Genomic DNA, 18,376 nt, shown 5'->3' on the forward strand with positions numbered 1-18,376 from the left:
GTCGCAACACCCTAGACGATATTTTCCACCGCCCCCCTATCTTTCGGCATAGTCCGGGATATCGAACGTCGTTGGCGTACCGTCTGATGGTGGAGTCACTTTTTTTTGCCCTCCCGGCTGCAACGCAGGGTTCGATCCAATCCTCATCTCCAAGATCTGCGTTGGGAGAACCTGACGGGCCTGCTTGGACCGAGGGCAAACCATTGCGGATCGCGGCTTCCAGGGCCGTCGCCGCTCGGTCCAGCTCCTTGGCCGCCGTAGCAATCCGCCGCAATTCAGCCAAGGCTTGTTCACGATCCACGGCGGCAGCAGCCTCCGTTGCAGAGGTGGAACCCGTCAAACCGCACATCGGCACTGATTTGTGCCTTATCTGCACTGTTTTTGGATATCTGCACTGATTTGAAAATAGGTAAGTTATTGTTCTCGCTTGCTACTTCATCCCAAATAGCAAGACAGTGCCGGAAGTGCATCAAAACCGCGCGTACATATAGGGAGAGCCGACCTACCCATCGTCGGCCTAGCCTACACGCGCATGCATAACCGCCAAAACGCCGCACTATCGGCACTTCCGGTATAACCATTTGATCCGCCGACGTTATTTCGAGTGCCGATCCCCGCGCATGATGATCGCAATCGGCACTACCGGCCCTGCTGAGAGTGCCCATGGGGCCGATCTGACCTCTCGCCGCGCGAAGCGAAGCCAAGGGGATGGGGATTTTGGCTCCAAAGTTCATGGGACTTCCTTAAGTCGAAGCCCGCAATAGAACGTGTCGCCGCCACTCCGTCGAACCGCTATACGCTCGCGCGCGGCGTACTTCCCGAAAGCGCTCGGACCACAAGGCACAATGCCCCTACTTTCGGCCCATGATTGATAGAGGGAATGGAGATCAGTTGCCTTGATCTCTCCGAACATGTCCTGCCTGGTAGCCTCGTGCAAAAAATCGATGACGCCTCCAGGCGCACCGCTGTTCCGGCGATCGGCCGCCGGCGACGGCAGGCCAAGATCGGTCCACATTTGCCGTGCAGCGCGCATGCCGAAAAGGATTCGCGCATGATCTACGAGCGAAAGCTTATGGGCGACTTCACCCCAATTTATGGCTGGGGTGATCGGATCATCAATAGCTGTCCCGCTGTCGTCCGTCATTTTGCCAACCTCTTCCACCGAACACCGCACCCTTGGCTAGAAACGGATCAGGCCGGCTGCTTCGACACCTCAAGAAGGCGAGCGAGTGCGTCCTTGGGAACCCTGATACGACCTCCGATGCGAACCGTTGGAATGTCGCCCCTGGCGGCCGCGGCATAGGCTGCACTCTTCGAGAATCCGAGTTTAAGTCCGGCCTCCTGGAGCGTCAGCACCAATGCGTCGGGATGGGTAGTCACTTTGCGCGCTTCCATTTCGATCTCCATTGTTCGCGGTATTTCCCGACACATATCCGAAATTTGTTGACGGAGAAAGCTAACGAGACTACGAACGTATTACACGAGTTTTGGAGACTTAAAGTGGGCAAACGAGGACCGAAGCCGTCCGGACAAAAACCAGCGGCAGCCGAAGTGTTCTCCATTCGCCTCAGGCCAAACCTGCGAAGTACGCTTGAGGAGATTGCCGATCGAGAGGGCCGAAAGCTTTCCGAAGTGATCAACTCCAAGCTGGCCGCATCACTGAGTGAGCCTCCGGAAATAGAGCGGAGATTTGGAAGTTTGGAAAATTTCCGGATGATGCAGATTCTCGGCATTGCCATCGACCGGGCGCAGGATACCTTCACGCCAAGATCGTGGCTGAACGATCGCGATGCTTTCGATTTCGTGGTCCAAACGTTCAATGCAGCAATCGGAGCGATCAGGCCGGCCGATACACCTGATCGACCGAATGATCCATCGGAGAACTACCGCGCCTCGGCCAACATCGCACGCAGCGTTTGGAAGGATATTGTTGAAGCTGATGAGGCCAGACCATTCAGCAAATTCAGAAACATCAATGCTGATATACCGAGCCTGCTGAGCAGGCCAACGATCCATCGAGGAGAATATGAGCAGCGACGCAAAGAACGTGAAGACGTGCTGGCGGACCAGTTGGGGCTTTCAGATTGGCCTTTGGAAAACGACGACGCGGCTAAATGGAAAGAGTGGGGGCAGAAACGAGCTGCGATGATCATCCAGGCCAGGCACGAAATCGAGAAGGAAATGATCGAGGAAGGCAAAGATCCTCGCTTGGATCGGGAGGACACGTTCTGATGGCCAAGGTTCGGAAACGCACCCTACCCTCCGGCGAAGTTCGCTGGCTGGCCGATTATTTCGACGCCGGCGGCAAGCGCCGTGCCAAGCAGTTCGACAAGCGCAAGGACGCCGATGCATATTTGGTCAGGGTGCGGCGCGACCTGCAGCTGGGTGTCCATGTTGCCGACAGCGCCTCGATCACAATCCGCGAAGCCGCAAAACTTTGGCTGGCAAGATGCGAAGCCAATAGCTTGGAGCGCTCGACGCTCGCCGCCTATGCCGAGCATGTCAACATTCACATCGTGCCGCTGATCGGCGCCAAGAAACTCTGCCAGTTCAACACGCCACAAGTCCATGCCTTTGCCGACGATCTGGGGGAGAAGGGGCGATCGCCCGACATGGTCAAACGCGTCGTGCGATCTCTCGGCGCCATCTTTGTCGATGCAAGGCGGCGTGGCCTGGCGGCGACCAATCCAGTGTCGGATGCCAAGGTGAAGACCGGCGACCGTCGCAAGTCGAAGCGACCGGAAATTCCGAGTAAGCCCGAATTGCGCAAAATACTTGCCGCGGCGCAGGGTAAGCACCGCGCTCTGATCGTCACCGCACTATTCAGCGGCCTACGCGCCTCCGAGCTGCGTGGCCTCAAATGGAGTGCCGTGGATCTGAAGCGCGGCATTCTCACGGTGAAGGGACGGGTCGACGCATGGGGTGAGTTCGGCCTGCCGAAGACATCGGCCGGCGAGCGCGACGTGCCTTTAGCGCCGATGGCAGTAAACGCGTTGAAGCAGCAGCGTCTATCTGTAGCGAACGGTCCCGACGGCCTGGTTTTTCCATCGGAAGAGGGAACGCCGCTCGACCACCACAACATTCTTGCGCGCGTCTGGACGCCTCTACTCGTCGACGCCGAGCTTTACCGCCTGCACCCGTCCAGGCTGGACGACAGCGGCGAACCGCTTAAAGTCGCAAAGTACAATTTCCATGCCCTGCGTCATGCGGCGGCGAGCTTGTTTATCGAACAGAAGCTCTCGCCGAAGCGCGTACAGACAATCATGGGGCATAGCTCGATCACAGTGACGTTCGACACCTACGGCCACCTTTTCGAGGATGACGCCGCCGATCAAACGGCAGTCGCCGAGATCGAAGCCAGACTGCTTTCGTAGCTTGGACTGCAACACGGTTGCAACACGAAGGCAAATTTCATAGCGAAAACAACGGACCAATCTGTCTCTGACTCCGTTAGTCCTGGTTCGAATCCAGGTTCCCCAGCCAAACTTTTCTAAGTCAATTCAGAAACTTAGCTCGCTTGGGATTTGCATTTCTCTTGATTTCGCGCCGCAGAACGTCGGCGCTACCATCGGCGACGATCAGGCGCTCTTCGACAAGTTCTTCTTTGCGCTGTGTCCCAGCGCGCGAGAGGCTTCACAGACCGAGTGTCTGACTCGCGCCCAGATGCACGAAAACTGCCGAAGGTGCCATCTTCTCATGCATGGCAGATTGACGGGTGGCCTCGACCAAAGCGACCGCCGCATGTTCAACCCGATCGGCCGCATGGTCCACCTGGTCGAGCTTCTTCGCCAGCCGGCCGTGCAGCTTCGAAAGCCGTGTTGCATGATGGGCGGCGCTTCGCTTTCGGCCGTCCAGATTGAGCGGTTCAAAGAACATGGGGACCTCACTGTGCGCAACGAATCCTTACGCCGGCTTCTCACGGTTTGCGATTCCTTCAAAAGGACGAGGCCCTATCCCTTTGATCCGACCCGGCTCCCTCCTCGGAGGGCAATAACGCGTTGGTCATGGCAGTCGCTGCCGGGCTAAGCTCCGCAAAGGTTTTTTGCATTGGGCTCCATAATGGTCACTGACAGCCAGTACATTCTCGAAAGCATCAGCCAGGGCTGCGCGGTGCTTGACGATGGCGAATTCGTCATCGACAGGCTGGTGAAGTATGTCGGCAACGGAAGGGTCCGTTGGCACGTCGAGTTTCGCGGGCACCGGATCGAGTTCACGACCGGCCAGCTCAAGAAGCAGCCTACCTTCCGCAGGAAGATACTCGAACAGGCCGGTGTGCTGCCGCCCCAGCGTGCCGGGACCAATTACAGGCGATGGTCACTCGACCTGCGGAAGAATGCCGTCGAGCTTCCCTGGCGCGATAGGCCTGTCGATGCCGGTTTTGCCATCGACAGGCTCGCCAGCCATGGGGATGGCCGCTGGACGGTTGAATACCAGGGCAAGGTCATCAAGTTCACGACGACCAAACTCCGCCGGCAAACCAGTTTCCGCAAGAGGATGCTGCTCAAGGCCAAGGTGCTGCCGCCGCAACTGGATCCGGTTGCCTATCGGAAGTGGATGGACTGGCTCATTCAAAACGCCACCGAGGCTACCCCTCAAGTCGACGATGCCTTGACGAGCGAGAAAAGCTGGCTCGACGACCTGCCAGAGCTGGCCGGATGGCAAAATGAAGCGGTGCCCGAAGGGACTGACTAAAAGGCGGCGGTAATATCTAGAACAACGATCAAATTTGAATGGAAGACATGGACCGCTTCAATCTCGGCACCTACCGCCGCCTCATCTCCACCCGCTCGGCCGAAGCCCAGCGCTGGTTCGATATCGGCTTGAACTGGTGCTACGGCTTCAACCATGAGGAAGGCATCAAGTGTTTTGAGAAGGCGCTGGAGACCGATCCGGACTGTCCGATGGTGCATTGGGGCATCGCCTATGCCGCCGGGCCTTTCTACAACCTGACCTGGAAGGAGCATGGCGAGGCCGAGGCAAACAGCGCGACGAAGCGCTGTTTTAAGCATGTGCAGAAGGCGCGCGCCAATGCGGCTGGCGCCAGCGATGTCGAACGGGCCTTGATCGAGGCGCTGGCTTGTCGTTTCCAGAAGCCGCACAAGGTGAGCCCACAGGAATTCGAACAGTGGGACGATGCCTATGCCGCAGCGATGCGGCTGGTCTACCAGGACTTTCCTGATGACCATGACGTGATGGCGCTGCTGGTCGAGGCGCTGATGATGCGCACGGTGCGGCGGCTGTGGAACCTCAAGACCGGTGCGCCGGCGCCGAACTCGGATGTCATCGAGGCGCTGGAGGTGTGCGAGCGGTCAATCCGGTTGGCCGACGAGGCCGGAATCGCGCAGCATCCGGCGATCGTCCACCTGCATATCCATCTCTTGGAAATGTCCACCATGCCGGAACGCGGCATGCGCTCGGCGGATCTGCTCGGGCAAATGTGCCCCGATGCCGGGCACATGAACCACATGCCCGGCCATATCTATGTGCTGTGCGGCGAGTATGAGAAGGCGAAGCTCGCCAGCGAAAAGGCGGTGCGCGCCAACGACCTCTATCTCGCCTATGCCAACGAGCCGACCTACTATCTGCTCGGCTGCTGCCACGACCTGCACCTGATGATGTTCACCTGCATGTTGTCAGGCCAATACGGGCCGGCGCTGTGGGCGGCCGAAAAGGTGCGCAGCCTGGTCGTGCGCGATGTGGTCGCCATCCAGGATCGTCCCAAGCTCACGCAAACAGTGGAAGGCTATCACGCGATGAAGTCGCATGTTGAGGTGCGCTTCGGCCGCTGGCGGGAGATCATCGACGAACCGGTGACGGCGGAGCCCGGCCTCTATGTACTGACGGCGGCCATGCAGCACTACGCCAAGGGCGTCGCGTACGCGACGCTGAGGCAATTCGCCGAGGCCGAGCGCGAGCGTGAGCGGTTCCACCGGCATGTGGAAAGCATTGCGCCGGAGCGGCGTTTTCTCAGCAATCCCACCCGTGCCTCGCTCGCGGTCGGGGCTGCCTTGCTCGATGGCGAGCTTGCTTATCACCAGGGCCGGCACGACGAGGCTTATGGCCATCTGCGGCAAGCGGTCGAGCTGGACGACAACCTCTCCTACACCGAGCCATGGGCGTGGATGCACCCGCCGCGCCATGCACTGGCCGCCCTGCTGCTCGACCAGGACTACGCAGAGGAGGCCGAGCAGGTCTACCGCGACGATCTCGGCCTCAGCGGCACGGTGCAGCGCTGCGCCCAGCACCCGAACAATGTCTGGGCACTGCACGGGCTGGTGGAATGCCTGACACGGCGTGGCGAGAGCGACGAATTGCAGGCGCTGCAGGCACGTCTTGCCGTGGCGTCGGCCAAGGCGGACGTGCCGATCACCTCGTCCTGCCTATGCAGGACGAGCGTGCAAGCGGATCATTGCTGCTGTCATTGAAGCTGTCGCGGAAGTGGGCCGTCGCGCTGACGCGAACGGCACCTTCCGCTACGAGAAGATCTCCGCCAACTCGTCGACGCTGACGCCTTCCTTGACCTGGCGCAGTTCGACATAGCTGACAGCCGTGGCGACGGAGATCACCATCGACACGATGGTCTGCACCAGGGCGCCCAAGACCGCAGCGGCAATTCCGTGGAAGAGATAGATGACCACCGCGCTCATCGACTGGATGACAAGTGCTATGATCATCAGGACCAGGAAAAGCCCGAACAGGGCCCAGCGGCTGCCCTTCGTCAGTGCGCGGCTGCGCGACATCGAACCGAACACGCCGAGCCGCTCCTGGATAAGCACCGGTATCGACACCGACCAGCCGAGCCAGAGGATGATACCGGGCACCAGCAAGGCAATCGAGGCAAACCCAACGCCAAGCCCGACAAGCAGGCCAATCCCAAGCGTCGGCAGCAAATTGCGGATCGCCACGCGGATGCAGTCGCCAAAGCTCGGTCTCTTGCCGTTCAGATCTTCGATCGCCGCTCGAACGAGACTGGACTGCAACAGAAGCGAAAGACCGACATAGAGTATTCCAAACACCGCGAAGCCGACGAAATAGCCGAATGTGTAATTCGCGGTCGCCACGGCAAGACTAGCCGGATCTCCAACTGCGTGGGCAGCCGGGCGCGCAAGCTGCGAAACAAGATTCGGCAGTCCTGAAAATACGGCGGCAAGGCCAATGCAGAGCCCGATGTTGCGGCCGATTACAGCAAATGTGTTGTTGAACACCCTGCCGATATCGAATTTCTCCCGCCGTGCCAATGTGGTTGAAGTCATGACGTCGTCCCCTCCTCACCGGGCTATGCCAAGCGGTGTTCCCGACTGTAAATCTGCCAGTATTGATAACCGACGTCCAATCACTTGCAATTGCGGTGCAGCATTGCCAGTGTTGGCGACGAACCGCGGGTTGCAGGGAGCGAGCGGGTGACAGTCGCACAGCCGGACACGGCGGACGCCGAAGGGCTGGCAAATCTGCACGAGCAGCTGCTGGCGGACCACTCCATCCAATTCGATCTGCCGAGCCTGGTGCCATCAGAACCGCCGGCATGGCTGAAGCCCGTGCTGGAGATGCTGGCGCGGATCGGCCCCTACATGATCTACCTGTTCTGGGGCGCGGTGATCATCGGTGTGGCGGTCATCGTCCTTCTGGTCGCACTCGAAGCGAAGGGGGTGGCCTGGCGCCTGCCTTGGCGGCGCACCCGCAAGGAAGCGGAGACGCAGGACGACTGGCGCCCGGATTCCAGCGCGGCGCAGATCCTGCTTTCCGAGGCTGACGCGCTCGCAGCGCGCGGCGCGTTCGACGAGGCGGTGCATCTCCTGCTTCGGCGCAGCGTCGCCGACATCGCCGGACGGCTGCCCGACTTCCTGCGCCCATCGCTGACGTCGCGCGACATCGCCACCGCCCCATCGCTCCCGTGGCGGGCACGCCAGGCGTTCAGCGACATCGCGCGCATCGTCGAGGCAGCCCTGTTCGCCCGCCGGCCGGTCGGCGCCGAAGGCTGGCAGCAGGCGCGCGGCGCCTATGAGCGGTTTGCCTTCAGGGATGCCTGGACATGAGCGCGCCGGCAGTCGAGGCGGTGCAGGAACCGTTCAGCCGCAGAACCGTGTTCTGGGGCATTTTTGCCAGCCTGCTGGCCGCTGCTGCATTCTTTCTCCTGTCCACCTATGCCCCGGATTTCCGCCAGCCCGGCGGCGGCGCCACCCCGCTCTCCAAGGGCGGCTCGGGCTATGCCGGCATCGTCAAATGGCTGCAATTGACGGGAACGCCGGCACCCATGGCGCGAAACCAGAAAGACATCAGCACAGGCATATGGTCCGGGTTCCTGCTGATCGTCACCATCTCGCCAGACAGCGACCCCGCCGCGCTCGACCGCATCGTCAGGCTTCGCGCGAACAAGCCGACGCTGTTCGTGCTGCCGAAATGGCTGACCCTGCCGCTCGAGGGACGCCAGGAGTTTGAGATGAAGATCGAAAGGCTGCCCGATACGGTGGTCAACGACTGGCTCGGCCACATCGTCAAGGCAAAGCTCGGTGTCGGCAACAGCACGGTCGGGCAGATCGACGTCCGGGGCCACATGGTCACCGCGCCCGATCAACTGCAATGGATTGCCGACGACCAGCCGCTGATCGCGGCAGGTAACGGCAAGGCAGTGCTCTCCGAGGTCAAGGACAAGCCTTTCTACGTCCTGGCCGATCCGGACCTGATCAACAATGCCGCGCTGAAGGACTTCACCAAGGCCCAGGCGGCGCTCGACCTCATTGCCTCACTCGAACCGGCCAAGGGCGCGGTGATCTTCGATCTGACGCTGCACGGTGCCGGCCAGAGATACGATCTCGCCAAGCTCCTGGTCGAGCCGCCCTTCCTGGCGCTGACGCTGTCGGTGCTGGCGGCGGCCGCCCTTGCCTTCCTGCATGGCCTCGGCCGATTCGGTCCGCCACGGGCCGAGGGCCGGGCGATCGCCTTCGGCAAGCGGGCGCTGGTCGACACCACGGCGATGCTGCTCAGGCGCGCCGGGCGTTTGCAGGGGCTCGGCGACCGTTATGCGGTGCTGATGCGTGCGCGTGCCGCAGCATTGCTCGGCGCGCCGCAAGGCTTGCCAGGCGACGCGCTCGACCGCTGGCTCGATTCCCGCGACCACGGCGAAACTCAAGGCTTCAGCCGCCGCTTCAAGGCCGCGAACGAAGCCAGGAATTTGGCTCAAATGCATGAAGCAGCGCAGGAGCTGCATGACTGGACGACAAGGAGGCTCGGTGAACGTCGATGATGTGAAGGCCCTGGCGACCGCGATCAGGGAAGAGGTGGCGAAGGCGATCACCGGACAACGCGACACGGTCGATCTGATGCTGACGGCATTGTTCGCCGGCGGGCACATATTGCTCGAAGGCCCGCCAGGCACGGCCAAGACCATGATCGCGCGCTGCTTCGCGCAGGCGCTCGGCGTCGTCTATGGGCGCATCCAGTTCACGCCTGACCTGATGCCCGGCGACATCGTCGGCTCGAACATCTACAATTTCCAGACCGGGCAGTTCACGCTGACGCGCGGGCCGATCTTCTGCGACCTCCTGCTTGCCGACGAGATCAACCGCACACCGCCGAAGACGCAGGCGGCGCTGCTGGAAGCCATGCAGGAACACGCCGTCACCTTCGACGGCACAACGCATGCGCTCAGCCAGAACTTCATGGTGGTGGCGACACAGAACCCGATCGAGCATCAGGGTGTTTATCCGCTTCCCGAAGCCCAACTCGACCGCTTCCTGTTCAAGCACAAGGTGAGCTATCCCGACGCGCGGGAGGAACGCGCCATCATCGTCCATCATGGCGGCGGCTCCGCTTCCCACGACATCAAGCAATATGGCATCACGGCGCAGGCAGACCGAAAGACGTTGGAGAAAGCGCTCGCCACCGTAGGCGACGTCACGCTGGTCGACGATGTCGTCGGCTATATCGCCGCCCTCGTACGCGGCACGCGCGAGAGCCCCGATTTGGAGGTTGGCGCAAGCCCGCGCGCGGGCGCCATGCTGGCGCGCGCGGCACGCGCCAGGGCAGCGCTCGACGGCCGCGCCTATGTCATCCCCGACGATGTCAAGGCGCTGGCGGTGCCGGCATTGCGCCACCGCGTCATCCTGTCGCCGGCGGCGCAGATCGACGGGCGGCTGGTGGAGCAGATCGTGTCCGATCTTGTCGACCAGACGGAAGCACCGCGTTGATCTATCCGAGCGGCCGTGCGGTCTGGGCAGCGGCGGCGGGCGCCATCCCCGCCTTCCTTATCGCGCTTGCGCTGCCCTCTTTCTGGTATCTCGGCCTGCTGTGGATCTGCATCCTGCTTGCATTCCTGGCGGTCGACGCGGCTGCCGGGCGTGGGCGTGCAGCGCTCACCGCCAGCCTTTCCGCCCCACCGCAAGTCGGCGTCGGCGGCCGTTTCACCCTCCATGTCACGGCCAGTCTCGGCGGCCGACAGAGCGCGCTGCAGGCGCGGGTCGGCCACGATCAGCGGCTGGCGCCAGTCGCCGGCACCGGCGGCGCGCTGCCGGCCAATGGCGGCACGCTCGACCTCGAATTCGATGCGCTCAGGCGCGGCATCGCCGGCTTCGACCGGCTGTGGCTGCGCTGGCGCGGCCCGTTCGGACTGATCTGGAACCAGGTGGTCCTGCCGATGGACCGGAAAGTCGCGGTGCTGCCCGATGTCAGCAGTGCCCGCGACGAGGCGATCACATTGCTGCAGCGCTCCGCGCTTGCCGACGGCCACGCGCAAAGGCGAGCCGGCCAGGGCCGCGAGTTCGAGGCGCTGAAGGACTATCAGCCCGGCATGGGCCGGCGGATGATCGACTGGAAGCGCAGCGCGCGCCACGGCAAGCTTCTGGCGCGCGAATTTCGCGTCGAGGAGAACAACAACATCGTGCTGGCGATCGACTGCGGGCGGCTGATGTGCGAGCCGGTCGACGGCGTGCCGAAAGTCGACAAGGCGGTCACGGCAGCGTTGTTGTCGGCCTTCATCGCGCTCAAGGGCGGCGACCTCGTCAGCCTGTTCTCCTTCGACGCCAGGCCGCGCGTGTCGAGCGGGGCGGTGCGCGGCTCGCCGAGTTTCATGATGATCCAGAAGCGCGCCGCCGAAATCGACTATTCCAGCGAAGAGACCAATTTCACCCTGGCGCTGACGACATTGGCGGCCAAGCTCGACAGGCGCTCGCTGGTCATCATCTTCACCGATTTCGTCGACCCGATCAGCGCCGAGCTGATGCTGCGCACCGTCGGCCGGCTGACCGAGCGGCATCTGGTGCTGTTCATGCTGATGAGGGACGCCGAGCTGGAGGCGTTGGCCGACATGGCACCCGCCACGCCGGAGGATGTGGCCCGCGCGGTCACCGCCGGCGGCCTGCTTCGGCAACGCCAGGTGGTGATCGGGCGGCTGCGGCTGCTCGGCGCGCATGTGATCGAGGCCGACCACCAGCGGCTCGGCCCGGCGCTGGTCGAGCGCTATATCCAACTCAAGGAGGAGAACCTCTTATGACGCTGCCCTCCGGCACCGATGCGGTACGCCAATCGCTGGCGAGCTTCCGTCAGGAGCGCGAGGCCGACTGGAAGGCATTCGAGGCGCTGCTTGCGCGCGTCGAGAAACGCGCCCCGCGCACGCTTTCGGAAGATGAGCTGCTGTCGCTGCCGCTGCTCTACCGTTCGGCGCTTTCTTCGCTGTCGGTCGCCCGCGCGACGTCGCTGGACAGCGCGCTGATCGCCTATCTCGAGGCGCTGTGCCTGCGCGGCTATTTCTATCTCTATGGCGCGAAACGGGGCTTGCGGCAGCGCGTCGGCGATTTTTTCCTGCGCGATTGGCCGGCGGCGATCCGCGATCTGTGGCGCGAGACCTCGGTCTCGGTCGGACTGACCCTTGTCGGCGCCATTGCCGGCTACTGGCTGGTCGCCTCCGACAAGCGCTGGTACGACGCCATCATCGCGCCCAGCCTTGCCGGCGGCCGCAATCCGGATTCGTCGGTCGAGGCGCTGCGCAGCGTGCTTTACGATGGCGGCAGCAGCCACTTCCTGTCGGGATTTGCCGCCTATCTCTTCACCCACAACACGCAAGTGGCGATCCTGGCGTTTGCGCTCGGCTTCGCCTTCGCGGTGCCGAGCGTCCTGATCATCCTGATGAACGGGTGCATGCTCGGCGCGCTGTTCCAGGTCTACGCCGCCAAGGGGCTGGGCTTTGAGCTTGGCGGCTGGCTGTCGATCCACGGCACGACCGAACTGTTTGCCATCGCGCTGGCCGGTGCCGCGGGCATGCGGATCGGCACGCGCATCGCCTTTCCCGGCGAATCGACCCGGATGGCCGCTGCCGCTCAAGCCGGACAGGTGGCGGCGACCGTCATGGTCGGCGTGATGGTGATGCTTTTGTTTGCCGGCCTGCTCGAAGGCATCGGCCGGCAGACGATCGCCAGCGATGCGACCCGCTACGCCATTGGCGGCGGCATGCTGACGCTATGGATTGCCTATTTCTACCTGTTCCGGATGGTGCGGCATGGCAACGGCTAGGAACCCCGCCGCACTGATCAGGCCGTTGATCACGCCGGAGGGCGTCGACCTCAGGGTCAAGCTGGCGGACGCCGGCACGCGGGCTTCGGCCTTCCTGCTCGATGTGGTCATTATCGTCGCCGCCGCGGTGGCCGTCAGCCTGGTCGCGATCTTCGGCCTCGGCGGCCTTGGCCTGCGCGAGGCGGAACCGCTTTTCGTGGTCTGGATCATCTCCATCTTCCTGCTGCGCAACGTCTATTTCATCGCCTTCGAGGCGGGCCGGCGCGCGGCGACGCCAGGCAAGCGGATCGTCGGCGTTCGGGTCGCGTCGCGCGGCGGCGCGGGCCTCACGATCGACCAGGTCATCGCGCGCAATCTGATGCGCGAGCTCGAGGTGTTCTTGCCATTGTCGATCATCGCCGTGCGCGGTGGCACCGGCGTCGCCGATACGCTGTCGACGATCTTCGGCCTGGTGTGGGCGCTGCTTTTTTCGCTGTTTCCGCTGTTCAACCGCGATCGCCTGCGCATCGGCGACCTGCTCGCCGGCACATGGGTGGTCGAGGCGCCGAAGCTGGCATTGGTCGAAGACCTGTCGCTAAGGCAGGACCCGGCCGCCGGCCGCTTCCACTTCAGCCCGGCGCAGCTCGACGCCTACGGCATCGCCGAACTGCACAGACTGGAGGAAGTGCTGCGGCGCGATGACTATTTCGCGATGAAGGCGGTTGCCGAAACCATCGGCCGCAAGATCGGCGCGACGATTGAACCAAACGATTCCAAGGCCTTCTTGACCGCCTACTACGGTGAGCTCAGGGCGCATCTGGAACGCAAGCTTCTGCTCGGCAACCGCAAGGTGGACAAGTATGCGCGGTAGCGCGTGCCAAGCGGAATTTGACCTGCCCTATCCCAGCCACTTCTCATAGTCGGACACCAAGAGGTGCACCGGCGCGACATCCTCGTCGATGTTGGAGAAGCGGCCGATCGGCTCGCGAAAAACATTGTCGGTGAGGTCGTCGTTGACGGTCGACACCTCGCCGATCAGCACGTCCTTGCACTCGGCCCAGAAGGCGTGCCAGACGCCCGGCAGCAGCGTGACGCTCTGGCCCGGATCGAGCTTCAGCAACCCGCCGGCAGGCATCCTGTGGATGGTTCCATCGACCGGCACCGACACTTCGGCCTTGGGGTCGATGCCGCCGTCGCGATCATGCATGAACAGCTCCAGCACCAGCTTGCCGCCGCCGCGGTTGATGATGTCCTCGGCCTTGATGTTGTGGCGGTGCATCGGCGAGAGCTGGTCCTTGCGCGAGATCATGATCTTCTCGGCGTAGAGCATGCCCATGCCCTTCTTCATGTCCTCGTAGCGGCCGTTGCGAACGGTGAACAGGAACAGGCCGAGCTCGTTGAATTTCTCCTGGCCGTAATCAGTGATGTCCCAGCCGAGCCGCGAGGTGAAGATGGCCGAGGAATCGACCTGGCGCGCCTTCATCTCTTCTGGTGACCAGTAGGCGAAGGGCGGCATGATGTAGCCGAACGAGCGGATGAAAGCGTCGGCTTCGCGGATGATGTCGTTGATGGCGGAGCGTTTCATGATCATGGTCCTTCGTGTCGATACGCTTTGTTTGGCAGCATGCATGTCGTTGTCCCAAAACCATTGGCCACTTTTTGGGCGACATGCATGGCAATTCGCATAGCCGAACACTGGTGCGGTGTCGATCCATCCAGCCGCCTGCCCCGCCCTGGCCGCGAACCGATGGCCCATCGATCCCGTCCGCTGGCTGCGTGACATCACGCGCTTTGGAGGCCATAACCCCTTGCGGAATTCAGGAGTGATAGCTGATGCCGACCATCCATGACCTCGATACGCCATCGATCCTGATCGACGCAGCGCGCGCTGAAGCCAATATTGCCCGCGCGCAGGCCCATGCCGACAAGAACGGGCTGAAGCTGAGGCCGCATATCAAGACGCACAAGCTGCCCTACTGGGCGAAGAAGCAGGTGGCGGCGGGCGCGGTCGGCATCACCTGCCAGAAGATCGGCGAAGCCGAGGTGATGGCCGATGCCGGCCTGACCGATATTTTTCTCCCTTACAACATCCTTGGCCGCGCCAAGCTGGAGCGGCTTCTGGCGCTGCACAGGCGCGTAATCCTGTCGGTGACGGCGGACAGCATGGAGACCATCGACGGGCTGGCCGCCACCTTCACCGATGCCGGCCATCGTCTGACGGTGCTGGTCGAGTGCGACACCGGCATGGGGCGCTGCGGCGTACAGACAGCGGGTGACGCGGTTGGACTGGCAAGACAGATCGACACTGCCAAAGGCCTCGCCTTCGGTGGGCTGATGACCTATCCGGCCGCGGGCCGTGCGGCGGAGGCCGAAGCCTGGCTCGCCAACGCCAGCCAGGCGCTTGCCGTCTGCGGTCTCGCCTGCGAGCGCATCTCCAGCGGCGGCACACCGGACATGTGGCGTTCCAGCAAGGACAGCGTCGTCACCGAATACCGCCCCGGCACCTACATCTATCTCGACCGTTATCAGGTCGCCAAGGGCGTCGGCGCGCTCGACGATTGCGCGCTGACGGTGCTGTCGACGGTGGTCAGCCACCCGACACCGACCCGCGCCATCCTCGACAGCGGCAGCAAGGCGCTGTCCAGCGACACGTTGGGGCTGCCCGATTTCGGCGAGCTGCTCGGCGTCTCCGGCGCGCGGGTGACAGGCCTCAGCGAAGAGCACGGCACCGTCACGCTTTCCGGCGATGGCAAGCTTAAAATCGGCGAGCGCGTGCGCGTGGTGCCCGACCATTGCTGCGTCGTCACCAATTTGTTCGACGAGGTCAACCTGATCGACGGCGAGACGGTGCTGGAAACACTGCCGGTGGCCGCGCGCGGGCGGATGGGATGAGCCAACAAACGCCTTCCCTTCCCCCCTTGTGGGGGAAGGTGGATCGGCGCGCAGCGCCGAGACGGATGAGGGGTGTTCCAGCGGAGTGAGGCGTTGGCGTTCCCTGGAACACCCCTCATCCGTCGCCTTCGGCGAGACCGCCCGGGGGCGAGCCGCTTGTCTCGCCCCGTCCTTCGGACCCCACAAGGGGAGAAGGGGGAGACCGCTCGGCCTGCCGTGCCGCCACGCGACGCATGGCGATGACCCGGCGGCGGCGGATTTCGGTGCGCATTGCCATCAGATGCAATGCGAAGAACAGCACCGTGAAGCCGATAGCCATGATCAGCAGCGGCCACAGCATCGAGGCGTCGATGGTCGATCCGCCCATGCGGAACACCGAGGCCGGCTGGTGCAGCGTGTTCCACCAGTCGACCGAAAATTTGATGATCGGGATGTTGATGAAGCCGACCAGCGTGATGATGGCGGCGGCCCAGGCGGCGCGGCTGGCGTCATCGAGCGCACGGGTCAGCGCGATGATGCCGAGATACATCAGGAACAGCACGAAGACCGAGGTCAGCCGCGCATCCCAGACCCACCAGGTGCCCCACATCGGCTTTCCCCAGATCGAGCCGGTGATCAGCGCCAGTGCGGTGAAGGCGGCACCGATGGGGGCGGCCGATTTCAGCGCGACATCGGCCAGCGGGTGGCGCCAGACCAGGGTGCCGAGTGCCGAAAGCGCCATCAGCGTGTAGCACATCATGGCGAGCCAGGCGAAAGGCACATGGATGTACATGATGCGAACGGTGATGCCTTGCTGGAAATCCTCAGGCGCGGTGAAGCTCATATAGAGCCCGACCGCGAGGACCAGCGCCGCAATCGCTGCCAGCCACGGCACGACCTTGTCGGCCAGCCCGACGAAGCGGGTCGGGTTGGCAAGATCGGTCCAGCCGGTCAGGCGTGAGGTGATGTCGCTCATGCGACTTTACATAGACCGCCAATGCGCTGGGGGCAATCGAGCGGCGGTGTCGCAGTCGTATAAGCCTCTTCCTTCTCCCCTTGCGGGAGAAGGTGGCCTCGCGAAGCGAGGTCGGATGAGGGGTGTTCCAGCGGAGTGAGGCGTTGGCGTTCCCCGGAACACCCCTCATCCGTCTCGGCGCTGCGCGCCGATCCACCTTCTCCCACAAGGGGAGAAGGAAGAACCGTCACCTGCTTACGCGGCCTCGCCCTGCACGGAGCGGCTGAGGCGGCGGACTTCCTCGTCGTTGAGCAAGCCGCCGGCGCGCAGCAGGCTGGCGAAGCGGCCATTGCGCAGCGACAATTCGGCGAAGCCACCCATCTCGATCACCTTGCCCTTGTCCATGAACACGACCAGGTCAGCGTCGCGAACGGTGGTCAGGCGGTGGGCGATGATGAAGGTGGTGCGGTCGCGCCGCAACTCGTCGATCGCTTCCTTGACGCGGTCCTCGGTTTCGACGTCGAGCGCGCTGGTCGCCTCGTCGAGCACCAGGATCGGAGCATCCTTCAGCACGGCGCGGGCAATGGCGATGCGCTGGCGCTCGCCACCCGACAGCTGGCCGCCACGCTCGCCGACCACGGTGTCGTAGCCGCCGCTCTTGGCCAGGATGAAGTCCTGCGCGGCAGCCGCGTTGGCGGCGGCATGGATCTCATCGTTGGTCGCGTCAGCGCGGCCGACGCGGATGTTGTCCTCGATCGAACGATTGAGCAGGCCGGCATCCTGGAACACGGTGGCGATCGAATGGCGCAGCGACTTGCGGGTCACGGTGCGGGTATCGATGCCATCGATTAGGATACGACCGTGCGACGGCGAGAAGACACGCTGCAGCAGGTTGATGAGCGTCGTCTTGCCGGCACCCGTCGGTCCGACGATGGCGACGGTCTGGCCGGCCTGGACCTCGAAGGAAACGTCGCTGACGCCCTGGCCCGAATTGGGGAATTCGAAGCCGACTTCCTCGAAGCGGACATGGCCGGTGACGTTGGTGAGATCGCGCAAGCCATCCGGTTCGGCCACATCGGCAGCCGAGTCCTCGAGCTTGTAGAAGTCCTCGAGCTTGGCGCGGGCCTCCGAAATCTGGTTGGCGAAAGCCGACATCTGGTCGAGCCGCGAGATCAACAGCGTGGCAAAGCCGGTAAAGGCGATCACATCGCCAACCCGCAACTGGCCGTGGGTGACCAGATAGGCGCCGATCAGAAGCACCACCATCATCGAGATGGTCGACGACAGGCGATTGAGCGCATTGGCGATGGCCCACCAGTCGAGCACCGGGTTCTGTGCGTCGAGCAGGTTCTTGACGTAGCGGCGCAAGGTTTCGGCCTCATGGCCAAGGCGATTGTAGCTCTGGAGAACAGCGACGTTGCTGACGGAATCCGTCACATGCGCGAACACCTTGTGATAGTGGCGCTCGACGGCGGCCTGGCCGGCCTTGGTGCGCTTCATCACCAGACGGCCGATGCCGACATAGAGGATGCCGAGCCCAAGCAGCACCATCGACATACGCACATCCATGCTAAGTGCGGTCGGCACCAGCAGCACAAGTGCAACTGCCGTGGACAGATGCTGGCGCATGAATTCGAGCCACAGGCTGAACAGCGTCTCGACGGCGCGCAGCAGCGTGTGCAAGGCGTTCGACGTGCCGCGCTGATGGTGCCAGGCAAGCGGCATGGTGATGACACGCTCGAAGGACTCGCACAGCACTTCGCTGCGCCGGGCATGAGCAAAGCGGTCGGCGCCGCGCGCCACGAGAACGAAAGCCATGACGTTGAAGGCGCCCAAACCGGCCCACACGGCAAGCGTGGAGAATACCGAGCCATGCGCCGAAATCGCATCGATCACCCGGCCAAACATGATTGGCTCCAGGATGGCGATGGCGGCAAGGGCGATATTGGCGCCGCAAATCAGCGCGACGCGCTTCTTGTCGGCGGCCAAATACCCCAGCGCTCTCCAATAGATCTGCAGAAGTGACACTTCAGCTACTCCGCCAACTCTCTATTGTGCTCAATTCCAGTA

18 protein-coding genes are annotated in these 18,376 nt (G+C 63.0%); 11 read left to right on the top strand and 7 right to left on the bottom strand.

Going from position 1 to position 18,376, the window contains the following annotated elements; translation table 11 throughout:
• Nucleotides 1-730: 730 nt before the first annotated feature.
• Both FJ978_RS07795 and FJ978_RS07800 read right to left on the bottom strand, forming a co-directional pair.
• Nucleotides 731-1,144 carry a hypothetical protein gene (locus FJ978_RS07795; protein ID WP_140571489.1) on the bottom strand — a complete coding sequence of 138 codons (414 nt, stop codon included), beginning with the start codon at nucleotides 1,142-1,144 and terminating at the stop codon, nucleotides 731-733.
• Nucleotides 1,145-1,191: 47 nt separating this feature from the next.
• Nucleotides 1,192-1,395, bottom strand: coding sequence for a helix-turn-helix domain-containing protein (locus FJ978_RS07800; RefSeq protein ID WP_181180382.1), 204 nt, complete (start codon nucleotides 1,393-1,395; stop codon nucleotides 1,192-1,194).
• Between the two features lie 105 nt (nucleotides 1,396-1,500).
• On the opposite strand from FJ978_RS07800, the gene FJ978_RS07805 reads away from it, so the two are divergent.
• Together FJ978_RS07805 and FJ978_RS07810 are read left to right on the top strand one after the other, a co-directional pair.
• Entirely contained in the window at nucleotides 1,501-2,232 is a 732-nt protein-coding gene (locus FJ978_RS07805; protein WP_140571491.1) for a hypothetical protein, read from the top strand.
• The gene (locus FJ978_RS07810; RefSeq protein ID WP_181180383.1) at nucleotides 2,232-3,374 is read left to right on the top strand and encodes a site-specific integrase; all 1,143 of its coding nucleotides are present in this window, start codon (nucleotides 2,232-2,234) and stop codon (nucleotides 3,372-3,374) included. Before FJ978_RS07805 ends, FJ978_RS07810 begins: the two co-directional genes overlap by 1 nt.
• Before the next feature lie 259 nt (nucleotides 3,375-3,633).
• Here the strand turns inward: FJ978_RS07810 and FJ978_RS07815 are convergent, their stop codons facing one another.
• Complete coding sequence (locus tag FJ978_RS07815; RefSeq protein WP_140571493.1) at nucleotides 3,634-3,876, bottom strand: hypothetical protein; 243 nt, start codon at nucleotides 3,874-3,876, stop codon at nucleotides 3,634-3,636.
• 183 nt (nucleotides 3,877-4,059) lie between these two features.
• Here FJ978_RS07815 and FJ978_RS07820 point away from each other — a divergent pair, with 183 nt between their 5' ends.
• Both FJ978_RS07820 and FJ978_RS07825 read left to right on the top strand, forming a co-directional pair.
• Entirely contained in the window at nucleotides 4,060-4,692 is a 633-nt protein-coding gene (locus tag FJ978_RS07820; protein ID WP_140571494.1) for a hypothetical protein, read from the top strand.
• Nucleotides 4,693-4,739: 47 nt separating this feature from the next.
• Entirely contained in the window at nucleotides 4,740-6,425 is a 1,686-nt protein-coding gene (locus FJ978_RS07825) for a hypothetical protein (RefSeq protein ID WP_140571869.1), read from the top strand.
• A gap of 48 nt (nucleotides 6,426-6,473) precedes the next feature.
• Here the strand turns inward: FJ978_RS07825 and FJ978_RS07830 are convergent, their stop codons facing one another.
• On the bottom strand, nucleotides 6,474-7,253 hold the full coding sequence (locus tag FJ978_RS07830; RefSeq protein ID WP_140571495.1) for a hypothetical protein: 780 nt from the start codon (nucleotides 7,251-7,253) through the stop codon (nucleotides 6,474-6,476).
• A gap of 147 nt (nucleotides 7,254-7,400) precedes the next feature.
• Between FJ978_RS07830 and FJ978_RS07835 the strand changes: the two genes are divergently transcribed.
• Genes FJ978_RS07835 through FJ978_RS07860 form a run of 6 tightly spaced genes read left to right on the top strand, consistent with a single transcriptional unit; the run spans nucleotide 7,401 to nucleotide 13,351 of the window.
• A complete protein-coding gene (locus FJ978_RS07835) occupies nucleotides 7,401-8,033 on the top strand; it encodes a hypothetical protein (RefSeq protein WP_140571496.1) in 633 nt (210 codons plus the stop codon).
• On the top strand, nucleotides 8,030-9,241 hold the full coding sequence (locus tag FJ978_RS07840) for a DUF4350 domain-containing protein (RefSeq protein ID WP_140571497.1): 1,212 nt from the start codon (nucleotides 8,030-8,032) through the stop codon (nucleotides 9,239-9,241). The genes FJ978_RS07835 and FJ978_RS07840 overlap by 4 nt, the downstream gene beginning before the upstream one ends.
• Nucleotides 9,228-10,184, top strand: coding sequence for a MoxR family ATPase (locus FJ978_RS07845; RefSeq protein WP_140571498.1), 957 nt, complete (start codon nucleotides 9,228-9,230; stop codon nucleotides 10,182-10,184). Before FJ978_RS07840 ends, FJ978_RS07845 begins: the two co-directional genes overlap by 14 nt.
• Entirely contained in the window at nucleotides 10,181-11,485 is a 1,305-nt protein-coding gene (locus tag FJ978_RS07850; RefSeq protein ID WP_140571499.1) for a DUF58 domain-containing protein, read from the top strand. The genes FJ978_RS07845 and FJ978_RS07850 overlap by 4 nt, the downstream gene beginning before the upstream one ends.
• Nucleotides 11,482-12,501: a stage II sporulation protein M gene (locus FJ978_RS07855; RefSeq protein ID WP_140571500.1), complete on the top strand. Its 1,020-nt coding sequence runs from the start codon at nucleotides 11,482-11,484 to the stop codon at nucleotides 12,499-12,501. Before FJ978_RS07850 ends, FJ978_RS07855 begins: the two co-directional genes overlap by 4 nt.
• Nucleotides 12,488-13,351, top strand: a complete 864-nt coding sequence (locus FJ978_RS07860) for an RDD family protein (protein WP_140571501.1) — start codon at nucleotides 12,488-12,490, stop codon at nucleotides 13,349-13,351. The genes FJ978_RS07855 and FJ978_RS07860 overlap by 14 nt, the downstream gene beginning before the upstream one ends.
• 27 nt (nucleotides 13,352-13,378) lie before the next feature.
• Here FJ978_RS07860 and FJ978_RS07865 read toward each other — a convergent pair whose 3' ends face one another.
• On the bottom strand, nucleotides 13,379-14,065 hold the full coding sequence (locus FJ978_RS07865; RefSeq protein ID WP_140571502.1) for a D-lyxose/D-mannose family sugar isomerase: 687 nt from the start codon (nucleotides 14,063-14,065) through the stop codon (nucleotides 13,379-13,381).
• A 248-nt stretch (nucleotides 14,066-14,313) separates the two neighbouring features.
• Here FJ978_RS07865 and FJ978_RS07870 point away from each other — a divergent pair, with 248 nt between their 5' ends.
• The gene (locus FJ978_RS07870; RefSeq protein WP_181176710.1) at nucleotides 14,314-15,372 is read left to right on the top strand and encodes a D-TA family PLP-dependent enzyme; all 1,059 of its coding nucleotides are present in this window, start codon (nucleotides 14,314-14,316) and stop codon (nucleotides 15,370-15,372) included.
• Nucleotides 15,373-15,487: 115 nt separating this feature from the next.
• Here FJ978_RS07870 and FJ978_RS07875 read toward each other — a convergent pair whose 3' ends face one another.
• A complete protein-coding gene (locus FJ978_RS07875; RefSeq protein ID WP_246678086.1) occupies nucleotides 15,488-16,327 on the bottom strand; it encodes a heme ABC transporter permease in 840 nt (279 codons plus the stop codon).
• Between the two features lie 234 nt (nucleotides 16,328-16,561).
• Entirely contained in the window at nucleotides 16,562-18,334 is a 1,773-nt protein-coding gene (locus tag FJ978_RS07880) for a glucan ABC transporter ATP-binding protein/ permease (protein ID WP_013896062.1), read from the bottom strand.
• Between the last annotated feature and the right edge of the window lie 42 nt (nucleotides 18,335-18,376).

The sequence above is a fragment of the Mesorhizobium sp. B1-1-7 genome, from assembly GCF_006442705.1.
GTDB classification, from domain to species: domain Bacteria; phylum Pseudomonadota; class Alphaproteobacteria; order Rhizobiales; family Rhizobiaceae; genus Mesorhizobium; species Mesorhizobium opportunistum.